Source organism: Cryobacterium algoricola (genome assembly GCF_004402485.1).
Taxonomy (GTDB): Bacteria; Actinomycetota; Actinomycetes; order Actinomycetales; family Microbacteriaceae; genus Cryobacterium; species Cryobacterium algoricola.
Genome location: NZ_SOFG01000023.1, coordinates 33,598 through 45,065, shown reverse-complemented (window position 1 = coordinate 45,065; position 11,468 = coordinate 33,598). Strand labels below are relative to the sequence as shown.

General features: G+C 65.4%; 13 protein-coding genes and 1 tRNA gene. 12 read left to right on the top strand and 2 right to left on the bottom strand.

Going from position 1 to position 11,468, the window contains the following annotated elements; genetic code table 11:
* Window positions 1–42: 42 nt before the first annotated feature.
* From eno to E3O44_RS16210, 6 genes are all read left to right on the top strand, one after another.
* Window positions 43–1,323 (top strand): phosphopyruvate hydratase, encoded by a 1,281-nt coding sequence (eno, locus tag E3O44_RS16235; protein WP_134535820.1) that lies wholly within the window; start codon window positions 43–45, stop codon window positions 1,321–1,323.
* 101 nt (window positions 1,324–1,424) lie between these two features.
* The gene (locus tag E3O44_RS16230; protein WP_134535819.1) at window positions 1,425–1,898 is read left to right on the top strand and encodes an FtsB family cell division protein; all 474 of its coding nucleotides are present in this window, start codon (window positions 1,425–1,427) and stop codon (window positions 1,896–1,898) included.
* Complete coding sequence (locus E3O44_RS16225) at window positions 1,895–2,416, top strand: DUF501 domain-containing protein (protein WP_134535818.1); 522 nt, start codon at window positions 1,895–1,897, stop codon at window positions 2,414–2,416. Before E3O44_RS16230 ends, E3O44_RS16225 begins: the two co-directional genes overlap by 4 nt.
* Window positions 2,413–3,696 carry a S8 family serine peptidase gene (locus E3O44_RS16220; protein WP_241976386.1) on the top strand — a complete coding sequence of 428 codons (1,284 nt, stop codon included), beginning with the start codon at window positions 2,413–2,415 and terminating at the stop codon, window positions 3,694–3,696. Before E3O44_RS16225 ends, E3O44_RS16220 begins: the two co-directional genes overlap by 4 nt.
* Window positions 3,697–3,733: 37 nt before the next feature.
* A complete protein-coding gene (locus tag E3O44_RS16215) occupies window positions 3,734–5,263 on the top strand; it encodes an NAD(P)/FAD-dependent oxidoreductase (RefSeq protein ID WP_134535817.1) in 1,530 nt (509 codons plus the stop codon).
* 81 nt (window positions 5,264–5,344) lie between these two features.
* Window positions 5,345–5,417: transfer RNA gene (locus tag E3O44_RS16210), tRNA-Leu, on the top strand.
* Between the two features lie 569 nt (window positions 5,418–5,986).
* Here E3O44_RS16210 and E3O44_RS16205 read toward each other — a convergent pair.
* On the bottom strand, window positions 5,987–6,658 hold the full coding sequence (locus E3O44_RS16205) for a TetR/AcrR family transcriptional regulator (RefSeq protein WP_134535816.1): 672 nt from the start codon (window positions 6,656–6,658) through the stop codon (window positions 5,987–5,989).
* A 100-nt stretch (window positions 6,659–6,758) separates the two neighbouring features.
* Between E3O44_RS16205 and E3O44_RS16200 the strand changes: the two genes are divergently transcribed.
* A complete protein-coding gene (locus E3O44_RS16200; protein ID WP_134535815.1) occupies window positions 6,759–7,076 on the top strand; it encodes a putative quinol monooxygenase in 318 nt (105 codons plus the stop codon).
* 340 nt (window positions 7,077–7,416) lie between these two features.
* Here E3O44_RS16200 and E3O44_RS16195 read toward each other — a convergent pair whose 3' ends face one another.
* Complete coding sequence (locus E3O44_RS16195) at window positions 7,417–8,121, bottom strand: alpha/beta hydrolase (RefSeq protein WP_134535814.1); 705 nt, start codon at window positions 8,119–8,121, stop codon at window positions 7,417–7,419.
* A gap of 196 nt (window positions 8,122–8,317) precedes the next feature.
* Between E3O44_RS16195 and E3O44_RS16190 the strand changes: the two genes are divergently transcribed.
* The 5 genes from E3O44_RS16190 to E3O44_RS16170 all read left to right on the top strand — a co-directional run bounded on the left by E3O44_RS16190 (window position 8,318) and on the right by E3O44_RS16170 (window position 11,312).
* Window positions 8,318–8,764 carry a hypothetical protein gene (locus tag E3O44_RS16190; RefSeq protein WP_198415974.1) on the top strand — a complete coding sequence of 149 codons (447 nt, stop codon included), beginning with the start codon at window positions 8,318–8,320 and terminating at the stop codon, window positions 8,762–8,764.
* 84 nt (window positions 8,765–8,848) lie between these two features.
* Window positions 8,849–9,283, top strand: a complete 435-nt coding sequence (locus E3O44_RS16185) for a VOC family protein (RefSeq protein WP_134535812.1) — start codon at window positions 8,849–8,851, stop codon at window positions 9,281–9,283.
* A 5-nt stretch (window positions 9,284–9,288) separates the two neighbouring features.
* A complete protein-coding gene (locus tag E3O44_RS16180) occupies window positions 9,289–9,930 on the top strand; it encodes a winged helix-turn-helix transcriptional regulator (protein WP_134535811.1) in 642 nt (213 codons plus the stop codon).
* Between the two features lie 82 nt (window positions 9,931–10,012).
* On the top strand, window positions 10,013–10,369 hold the full coding sequence (locus tag E3O44_RS16175; RefSeq protein ID WP_134535810.1) for a VOC family protein: 357 nt from the start codon (window positions 10,013–10,015) through the stop codon (window positions 10,367–10,369).
* A gap of 55 nt (window positions 10,370–10,424) precedes the next feature.
* Window positions 10,425–11,312: a PRD domain-containing protein gene (locus tag E3O44_RS16170; RefSeq protein WP_134535809.1), complete on the top strand. Its 888-nt coding sequence runs from the start codon at window positions 10,425–10,427 to the stop codon at window positions 11,310–11,312.
* The last annotated feature ends 156 nt before the right edge of the window (window positions 11,313–11,468 follow it).

Below are 11,468 nucleotides of genomic sequence, written 5' to 3'. Positions count from 1 at the left end.
ACACCCCACCCATTAGGAAATAACAGGAAACAGGAGATAGCTGTGGCTCTCATTGAGGCAGTAGTAGCGCGCGAGATTCTCGACTCCAGAGGCAACCCGACCGTCGAGGTCGAGGTATTGCTTGATGACGGCTCCGTCAGCCGTGCCGCCGTTCCGTCGGGCGCATCCACCGGTGCGTTCGAAGCTTATGAACTTCACGACGGCGACAAGTCGCGTTACCTCGGCAAGGGCGTCCTCAAGGCCGTCGACGCCGTTATCGACGAGCTCGGCCCGGCAGTCGAGGACCTCGACGCCACCGACCAGCGCATCGTCGACGCCGTCCTTATCGAAACCGATGGCACCGAGAACAAGCACCGCGTCGGCGCCAACGCCATCCTCGGCGTGAGCCTCGCCGTCGCCAAGGCCGCAGCCACCTCGGCCGGCCTGCCCCTGTTCCGCTACCTCGGTGGCCCGAACGCGCACACCCTGCCGGTCCCGATGATGAACATCATCAACGGTGGCTCGCACGCCGACAACGACGTGGACATCCAGGAATTCATGGTTGTCCCGCTCGGCGCCGAGTCCTTCGCCGAGGGCCTCCGCTGGGGCACCGAGACGTACCACGCCCTGAAGGCCCTGCTCAAGTCGAAGGGCCTGTCCACCGGCCTCGGCGACGAGGGTGGATTCGCTCCGAACCTGCCGAGCAACCGTGCGGCACTCGACCTCATCGTCGAAGCCATCACCAACGCCGGCTACACGCCCGGCAAGGACATCGGCCTGGCACTCGACTGCGCCGCCTCCGAGTTCTACAAGGACGGCGTCTACCACTTCGAGGGCAAGGAACTCTCCGCCCAGGAGCTGTCCGCGTATTACGTCGACCTCGTCAAGTCCTACCCGCTCGTGTCGATCGAAGACCCGCTCGAGGAAGACGACTGGGATGGCTACGTGCACCTCACCGCCGAAATCGGCGGCCTCGTGCAGATCGTCGGAGACGACCTGTTCGTGACCAACCCGGAGCGTCTCGCCAAGGGCCTGGCCCTCGGCACGGCCAACTCCATCCTCGTCAAGGTCAACCAGATCGGTACCCTCACCGAGACGCTCGACGCCGTTGCCCTCGCGCAGCGCGCCGGCTACACGACCGTCATCTCGCACCGCTCCGGTGAGACGGAAGACACCTTCATCGCCGACCTCGCTGTCGCCGTGGATGCCGGCCAGATCAAGACCGGAGCGCCTGCCCGCTCCGAGCGCGTTGCCAAGTACAATCAGCTGCTGAGGATCGAAGAAGAGCTGGGCGAGGCCGCCGTGTACGCGGGCCGCTCTGCCTTCCCCCGTTTCAAGGCCTAGTTTCGACTGGAGCTCTCGAAGCGCGGGGTGAATCCCGCGCTTCGAGAGCTCTGTTTTTTTATCCGGTGAGAACCGCCGAGGAACCGGCGAAGGGAGTCGTCATGGCCGTCAAAGGCACGGAACGGCAGCCCGTCGCGCTCGGCGTCGACGAAACCCCGATGAATGGCTGGCTTCGCGGCCTGCGCCTGTCCGGGTTCTCGCTCATGATGATGGGCATCCTCATCCTCGCGGTCGTCGTGCTCGCCCCGAGCCTTCGCACCTACGGCGAGCAGCAGCAGGAAATCAGCCGGCTCACCGCAGATGTCACCACACAGCAGACCACCGTCGACCAGCTCAAGACCGAGCGGGAACGCTGGAACGACCGCACCTACGTCACGACCCAGGCCCGTGCCCGGCTGTCCTATGTGCTGCCGGGTGACGTCAGCTTCCTCGTGATCAATGACCTGCCCTTGCCGGCCGCCGCTGCCGCAGCGCCCGCCGCGACCACGGCCATTCAGAACACCGACATCGATTGGGTATCGTCCATGTTCGCTTCCGTCATGACCGCCGGGCTCGCCCCTCAGGCCACCCAGTGACCCGGCCGCCGTTCGCTCCCGTCACCGCAGACGACCTGAAGATCGTCAGCGCACAGCTCGGCCGCCCCGCCCGCGACGCCGTCGGCATCGCCGCTCGCTGCGTGTGCGGAGCCCCCACCGTCGTCGCCACTGCGCCCCGGCTGAGCGACGGCACGCCGTTCCCCACGCTCTACTACCTGACCCACCCGGCCGCGACCGCGGCGCTCTCCTTCCTCGAGGCGACCCAGGTCATGAACGAGTTCAACCAGCTGCTCGCCGACGATGAGACCGTCCACGACCAGTACCGTCGCGCCCACACCGGATTCCTCGCCGACCGCGCCACGCTCGGTGACGTACCCGAGATCGCCGGAATTTCCTCCGGCGGCATGCCCGACCGGGTCAAGTGCCTGCACGCGCTCGCGGCGCACTCGCTCGCCGCGGGACCCGGCGTCAACCCGATCGGTGACCTCGCGCTCGCGCGGGCTGCCTGGACCCCCGCCGTCTGCGAGTGCCTCGACTATTCCGCGGCGGACGCGTGACCCGTTCCCTGCAGCAGCGGCGCCTCGGCGCCGTGCTCGCGCTGGCTCTGGCCGCCGTCCTCGGCGGAGTCTCCGTCGTCGGCGACGCGGCACCCGCGCACGCCGACCAGGTGCGCGACCTCGAATACTGGCTCAACGACTACGGGTTCACGCAGGCGTGGGCGACGACCAAGGGCGCAGGCGTGACGGTCGCCGTGATCGACACCGGGGTGAGCACGAGCGTTCCCGAACTCGCCGGTGCCGTCGTCGGCGGCACGGATGTCTCGGGCCTGGGGTCGAGCAACGGCCAGACCCCCGTGGGTGACGGCAGCGAGCACGGCACCCTGGTCGCCTCCCTGATGGCCGGCCGCGGGTCCGCGGAGGGGACCGGAGTCATCGGCGTCGCGCCAGAGGCGTCCATCCTCGCGGTGTCGGTTGCGTTCGGGAGCAGCGGTGCAAAGCTCAGCAATGACGACCAGATCGCGGCCGGCATCCGCTGGGCCGTCGACCACGGCGCCGACGTGATCAACATGTCGCTCACCCGGAACACCCTCGACTGGCCGTCGAGCTGGGACGACGCCTTCCTCTACGCGTTCGACCACGACGTCGTCGTCGTCGCCGCCGCGGGAAACCGGGGGAGTGGCACGACGGAGGTCGGCGCCCCGGCCACGATCCCCGGCGTGCTCACCGTTGGAGGCGTCGACCGTAACAAGACCGCGAGCTTCGACGCCTCGTCGCAGGGCATCACGATCGCCGTCGCCGCTCCGAGCGAACAACTCGTCGGCGTGGTGCCGAACGGCGGCTACGTGCAGTGGAGCGGCACGAGCGCATCCGCCCCGATCGTCTCCGGCCTCGTCGCCCTCGTGCGGGCCGCGTTCCCGAAGCTCAGTGCCGCTGCGGTGATGAACCGCGTGATCGCGACGGCCAACCCGAACGGCCACGTCGTCCCGAGCCCGGTCTACGGCAACGGCTTGATCGACGCGGCCGCCGCGGTCACGGCGTACGTGAAGCCCTCGACCTCGCCGACGCCCTCTGTCCTGCTCCAGGACTGGATCCACCTGCACCGGCGCATCGACACGGTCCCGACAGCGGCACCGACGGCCGCACCCGTCGTCCGCGCCATCCCGAGCAGCGACCCGCCGCTGCCGACGGACACGGCCGCGAGCCCGTGGCTTCCGACCGAGCTGACGCTGACCTATATCAGCGTTCCGCTGCTTGTGCTGTTGGGGTTTGCTATCCTAGTAACGCTGTTCGGCATAGGTGCTCTTCGGCGGCTCAAGCGAAATCGATCGAATCGGTAAGTTTTCGCATATTCCATCATGTAGGAGGACCCTTATCGTGCCAAAAATTCTCATTGTCGGTGGCGGCTACGCGGGCTTCTACACCGCCTGGAAGCTTGAGAAGTGGCTGCGAAAAGGCGAGGCCGAGGTCACCATGGTCGACCCCCTCCCGTACATGACCTACCAGCCCTTCCTCCCCGAGGTCGCGGCCGGCTCGATCGAAGCCCGGCACGCCGTGGTTGCGCACCGTCGCCACCTCTCGAAGACGAACGTCGTCACCGCGAAGGTCACCCACATCGACCACGCGTCGAAGACCGCGACGATCACCCCGCCCGTCGGCGAGCCGTATGAATTCGTCTACGACATCGTCGTCGTCACCGCCGGAGCCGTGTCGCGCACCTTCCCGATTCCCGGAGTTGCCGACCGGGCGCTCGGACTCAAGACCATCGAGGAAGCCGTCGCCATCCGCGACACCGTTCTCACCAACTTCGACAAGGCCTCCCTGCTCCCCGCCGGACCCGAGCGCGACCGCCTGCTCACGTTCGTCGTCATCGGCGGAGGCTTCGCCGGCATCGAGGTGTTCGCCGAACTGCGGTCGTTCGCGACCTCGCTGCTCAAGTCCTACCCGCAGATCGGGTTCGACGACATCCATTTCCACCTCGTCGAGGCGATGGGCCGGATCATGCCCGAGGTCTCCGTGCCTACGAGCCTCTGGGTCATCGACAACCTCGACAAGCGCGGTGCGAAGATCCACCTCAACACGCAGCTGACGAGCGCCGTCGACGGCGTCGTCGAGCTCTCCACCGGCGAGAAGTTCGAGACCGACCTGATCGTCTGGACCGCCGGCGTGATGGCGAACCCTGGGATCGTGCGTCACACCGACCTCCCGATCGAGGAACGCGGCCGCCTGCAGGTGCGCCCGGACCTCCGCGTCGGCACCGCCGACGAGATCATCGAAGACGCCTGGGGCGCCGGCGACATCACCGCCATCCCCGACCTCAGTGGCGGCGGCGTGGGCGGATTCTGCGTTCCCAACGCTCAGCACGCCGTACGCCAGGGCAAGCTCATGGCCAAGAACATCGTCGCCGTCCTCCGCGGCGAGGGCCCCAAGGACTACATCCACAAGAACATGGGCGCCGTCGCCGGTCTCGGTGTCGGACAGGGAGTCTTCCAGTCCGGCAAGCTGGCCATCAAGGGCCCGCTGGCCTGGATCGCGCACCGCGGCTATCATGGCCTCGCCATGCCGAGCTGGGAGCGCAAGCTGCGCGTCGTCTGGGGCTGGGTGAACAACTTCTTCCTCGGTCGCGACATCGTCTCGCTTGCCGCCGTCGAGTCCCCGCGCGCCGTCTTCGTCGAGTTCGCCTCGCGCCCGAAGCCCGCCGCGGGTGCCGCGGCGCCGGCGAAGGCCGCATCCGCTGCCGTCACTCCGCCGGCTCCGGTCACCGTGCCGGCTGCGGCTGCGGCAGCACCTGCAGCCAAGGTCACGGCGCCGCGCGCGCCCCGCAAGGCGCCCGTCAAGGCTCCGGCCGCCACGCCGGCGACCACGGCAGCGGATGCCCCGACCGAGGCGGCCACGTCCGTCAAGTAACCGGCTGCTCCGGCAGCACCTACGCTTGAAGCGTCAGAGTCTCTCCGGGCTGAGTTCGCTCAGTCCGGACGGCTCTGACGCGCCCCCGTAGCCCAATGGCAGAGGCAGACGACTTAAAATCGTCACAGTCTGGGTTCGACCCCCAGCGGGGGCACATTTAATTACCTGATCAGGGGACGTTTTTTTTCGTGATTTTATGTTTCGCGAACACAATTGCCGACGAGAGCCGAAGCGCGACCAACCATTCAGCCCTTCCATCGGGCGCCTGCGGCCAAAACGTAGGCGTGGCGACGCCGGCGGGATTGCTGCTATCGACACGCGCCCGACCATTTTCGTCACTCTAACGCTGGGGCGTCTCATGACTGGCGGTGATTACTTTCTTTCGAGTGTGAGGTTGTGCGACGGAGTTAGGGGATTCCATGCGCCGCCCGATTCCGGCGATTTATATCGAACGCAGGTCACCTCTGTGAGACGTCTTATGTCCTTAGGGAGACGAGACGTTCGATAGCGTTGCAGATAGGGCACCTTGCGGGAATTTATATCGGGCGGGGTAAACGGTGTGAGTTTTGCGGCGTGATGTCGGCGTTCTGTTAGCGCTAGCTGGCGTGACAGGTGGTGCGGGGCTGGTCGCGTGCCGCATGATGCACGAAGAACGCTCCCCACCGCGGGCCTTTACCTGCGCCCGCAGGAGTGCGGTCGGGCCGGGAGCGAGGTCAGCCCCTCTCATTCAGGGTGCAGAGCGAGCCCGCTTAGGATGATTTCCAGCCCAGCGATGAACTGCTCGCGGTCGTCGTGGTTGGCGAGTCGTGTCACCTGACGGACGAAGGGGCTATCCGCCGAACTATGGCGTGCCGCCCAGTTTTCGACGGCAGCCCCCAAGAAGGCTGCACGGTCCGTACCGCGCGAGATGTGGACACTGGCGGCGAGTTGCCCAGCAATCCCTAGAAGGTAACTCAGCAATGTCGAGGCTGCATCGAAGAGCTCTTCCTCGCGAACGCCGAGAGGTTGCAGCCTGCTGCCGATCTCAAGGAAGACCTCGAGGACAGTGGTTTGCCAGGGCTCGCGCGCCAGTTGCGCGCCAGCCCACGGATGCGCCTGGATTGCGTCGAAGACACCCAGCATGAGCAATCGGACGGACTCTCTTGGCGTCGTCTCGACGGCAATGCCGCCAATCACGTCAGCCACCATGAGGTCCACCGCGGCACGGAGAAGCTCATCTCTGCTGCCGACATGATGGAAAATCGCGCCCGATCCCGTTTCTAGTGACGCGGCGAGACTGCGGGTGGTGAGACCGCCCTCGCCATGTAGATCGAGAATGTCGACTGCGGCTCGGACGATTCTGTCCCTCGACAGTGCGTCGGCGCGACGGGTCCTGCTTCGTGCTTCATTCGTCATAGGTCGATCTTGACATAGTTGGATCAATGCTCCAAGCTCATTGGAGCGGTGATCCACACCTGTGCGATCGGCGCCAAAGATAACGAACAAGGAGAATTTCATGAACACGAATCAGCCAGGTGTGGTTTTGCGCTTCCAGGCAAAGCCCGGCAAGGGCGACGAGCTTTTCCAGCTCTGCAATGACCTTCACTTCACGGGAGACCCCGACGGTCCCGTCAACTGGTCGCTCAACCGAGACGACAGCAACCCGGACGTAATGTGGGCATTCGAGTTCTACCGTGACCAGGAGTCCTTCGATCGTCACTACGCGAACCAGAAACTCGACGAACCCCACCAGCGCGTGTTCGATCTTCTCGCTGACGAAGAAGGTCTGGACCCGTCGATGCGAGTCGACGTCCACGTCGCCTTCTCGAGCTGATCGCGCCGCAAGCCTCAGCCGCAGAGGCGAAGTCGTTGGGAACGCTCCAGCAGCAAGCGTTCCCAACGGCCCATGCTGCATCCTGCTTCTGGCCACGATCGGCCATTTGCGAAAGGTGCGGCGGGGCGCAGCTCCCGATTCGGCCGAACGACGACGAGCGCGAGCGTCCTCCGCGTCTCCAGGCGGTTGCCCTGTCGTCGAACCAGCACGTCCAACCATCGAGGGGTGTGCTCGTAGGTGATGAGTCAGCTCAGGTGTGAATCATTCGGTGGCCTGACCGGATGCGAGCGACCGTGAAGAGCACGCTAGCTGCAGACATCGCCACGACTCATCGCGAAGATCAGGTGCAGAGCAGCGCCATGAGCTGAGTGGCGACGAGGTCGGGACGTGTGATGAACGGGTGGTGGCCCGTCGGCACTTCGACGCTGCGGGTTGCTCGCGCGGCGTGGAAGCGCTGCAACTCGATCGAGGTGCTCTGGTCGTCCCCGCACACCAGGTAGGTCGAGTCGACACCCTCCCACCCTGCTGCGGTGGTCGGCGTCATGAATGCCCCGGCATCCTGCGTAGTGACGCGTTCCCAAGCCTGCTTCTGGGTCTGTGCATCTGCATCCTGGAGGAATCGAGCTGCGAAGGAGGCCGCGTCATAGCCGGACACGCCGAGGGTGCCGTCCTCGTTCGGGGCGATGGTGACCGGGTTTCGCTCCGCGCTCATGATGTTTCCTTGCGACTGGCCGATCTCGGGCAGGTACGAGGAAATGAAGAGGAGGTGCTTCACCGCGGGATGCGTGCCGGCTTCAGCGATGACAGTTCCGCCGTACGAGTGCCCGACCACGATCGCCTCTCCAATGGCGTCGAGTTCACGGCGCAGAGACGCTGCGTCGCCGGTCAAGCCGCGTGCGCTCCCTTCGCGTGTCAGTTCGCCGCACGATGGTAGCGCAACAGCACGGCTGCGGATGCCCGTTCGGGACTCGAGGAGGTCAGCGGTCGCAGACCACCACCACGATCCATCGCGCACCAGCGCGCCGTGCACGAAAAGTACTTCCATTGGACACTTCCTCCTGGGTCTCTTTCCTTCCACGCTACACGTAACAGAAATTACGTGAAAAGGTGGGGGTATGGGAAGACAGCCGCAACCGCACATTCGAGACGAGCTGCTCGAGCGCTGCACTGATCACGCAATAGAGTCCGGTCTTCCGACTCGGCTCGATCCTCTCGTGAAGTCCACGGGAGTCTCCGCCCGTATGCTCCTGTACCACTTTGGAACGAGAGACGACCTGTTCCTCGCGATTCTGAGGCGTGCCCGGCAGCGCCAACTGGTGACTTTCGGCGATCTGCTGCGCGTCCGGCCGAACGAGCCGTATGCGCGGACGCTCGCTCGGGCGTGGGCGACGATGACGGACGGTGAGGGGAAGCCGTACCTCCGAATGTTCAGTCAACTCCGGGTCAATGCCGAATTGTCTCTCTGGCCCGATTTTCAGCGGTCGGCAACGCTCGACTGGTTGGAGCCCCTCGAGATCGGCCTGCTCAGTATCGGCAGGCCCCAGACCGCGACCCTGGCGCTCGCCGTGATCCGCGGCCTGCTGATGGACATCGACGCGACCGGCGACACCACGCGGGCCAATCGGGCTTTCGCCGATTTCCTGGCTTTGCTCACGCCGCCGGAGACTGCTCAGGCTGAGTCGACCTAGAAAGAGAAAACGTGGCCTTGACGGAGTGCTTGTTTTTTGCAAGTATGGCGTCAGTCCACATGGGGACCTCTAGAAGGAGACACGATGACAACGATGTTCGTCAACCTGCCGGTGACCGATCTGGAGCGCGCGAAGGCGTTCTATACGGCCCTCGGATTCACCATCAACCCGGCCTTCTCGGACCACAACGCGGCTTGCGTCGTCGTCGAGGAAGACCACAGCTACTTCATGATCCTGGTCCGCGAGTACTTCCAGACTTTCACCGACCTGCCGATCGGCGACCCGGCCGTGAACCCCTCGGTGTCGACCGCACTCTTCCTGGACAGCCGGGAGGCGGTCGACAAGGCCGTCACCGACGGCGTCGCCGCTGGCGGGTCCGAGCCCAAACCGGCCTCGGACTATGGCTTCATGTACCAGCGCCAGCTGAACGACCCCGACGGCAACTTCCTCGAGTTCGGGTGGATGGACCCGGTAGCAGCCGCTCAAGGCCCCGAAGCCTTCGCGAATCAGCAGGACTGAGGTCGATGGCCGCACGTGACTATGGTCAATACGGTGGCGTCACGCGAGGCCTGGAGCTTGTGGGGGAGCGCTGGGCCCTGCTCATCGTGCGCGACCTGCTCGTCGGGCCGCGCCGCTACGGCGAACTCGCCGGGGGACTCGCTCGTATCCCGAGCAATATCCTGGCCGCACGACTCAAGGAGCTGCAGGCGGCGGGCATCATCCGACGAGTGCCGCACTCGCGCGTCATCGTCTACGAGCTGACGCCGTATGGCCGTGAGCTCGAGCCCGTCATACTCGCACTCGGGGCATGGGGCTTCAAGTCCCTGGGCGATCCGCGGGAGGAGCAGGTGATCACCCCCGACGCGATGACGATGGACCTTCGGACCGCCTTTCGGCCGCTGGTTGCGGAGCGGCTCCCGGCGACCGCGTACTCTGCGCGTTTCGGTCGAGCCGAGCTGTTGATCCGGGTGGATGGCTCCACCCTCGACGTGACGCGCGGGGACGGGCCCGTCGACCTCGCCTTCGCTGCCGGTCCCGGCATCCGCCGGCTCATTTCCGGTGAGCTTGCTCCGGAGCGCGCGATCGAGACCGGGATCGTCGAGGTGCTGCGCGGTCGCCGAGTGCTTCTCGGTCGTTTCGCGAGCACGTTTCACCTGGCCGCCTGAACCGAGCGCCGAACCGCGCGGCCGGCAACCGGAATGTTCCGCGCCTGGACCTGGGGTGGAGCCCCGGCGTAGTGTGTCCGGCATGTCGCTGTTCTGGGAAGAAGTCGTCGTCGATTGCCGCGACCCGAAAGCGCTCGGGCGATGGTGGCAGGAAGCCCTCGGTTGGATCGTGGTCGGTGAGAGCGACAACGAAGTCGAACTCGCCGCCGCCGAGGGTGCGCACCCGACCCTGCTTTTCGGCTTAGTGCCCGAGGGGAAGACCGTGAAGAACCGTCTCCACCTCGACTTCGTCCCGGACGACCAGGCCGCCGAGGTCGGGCGTCTGGTCAGCCTTGGGGCGACGCGAGCCGATGTGGGTCAGCGAGACGTATCCTGGGTCGTCCTGGCTGACCCGGAGGGCAATGAATTCTGTGTGCTCTCAGCACGTAGCGCCGGCTAGAGCCCTGCCCGTCGACCACGGCAACCGTGAGAGGCAAACGCCCTAAACTAGCGTTATGGCGAGGCAAGACAGGGCAGCGAGCGCACCGGAGAAGGTGGCGCACAAGGTGCTCAACAACAACGTCGTCATCTCGATCGACGCGTCTGGTCAGGAACGCGTGCTGATGGGCCGCGGGCTGGGATTCCAGTTGCTTCCGAGCGACACGATCGATCCCGCCAAGGTCGAGAAGACCTTCGTCCTCGATCAGGGCAGCGACGCCGCCCACGCCCGCCAGCTCCTTGCCTCGGTGCCGTACCCGGTGATCGAAGCCGTCACGACGGCCGTCGACGAGGCCGAACGGACCCTGGGCCGAAGCCTCGGGCGCCGATTGCCGCTCGCCATCATCGACCACATCCAATTCGTGCTCGAACGGATGCAGAAAGGCATCCGCATCCCGACGACATCCATGCCCGAACTGCGCGTCCTCCATCCGCAGGAGTTCGACGCCGCGACGGCCATGGCCCGGTCGGTCAGCGTGAGCCTGAACACCACACTCCCGGACGAGGAAGCGGTGTTCCTCACCATGCACCTCCTCAACGCGACCAGGGACGAACCCAATGGAACCGCGGCGCTGCTCTTCCGGCGTGTGCAGCACGTGGTGACGACGGTGGAGGGAGGCCTTGGCGTGCAACTCGACACGGCGAGCCCCGACTACGCGCGGTTCATCCTGCACATCCAGTTCCTCCTGCAGCGGCTCGTGGCGAAGTCGATGTTGCGCGGCTCGGACACGTCCTTCTTCGAATTCGCCAAACACAGCTATCCGCGCTCCTATGCCATCGCCGCGGACGTCAAGTCCTACGTCAGCGCCGCAACGGGCTCCGACCTGACCGACGAAGAGCTCCTGTACGTGATCGTGCACGTCGAGCGGCTGGCGAACCAGATGGCGGATGACTCCGCCACCTGATCGTGTGCTACGTTGAGACCGCAGGGCGAAGACGCCCCGTGGAAGCATTTTCGGATTGTTACCGCATCAGCGGGCAAAACCTGAACTCGCATCGCCAGTATGGCGGTGAATGAGTTCAGGTCTTTTTTTTGCCCAAAACGCCGGACAATCGCTTCC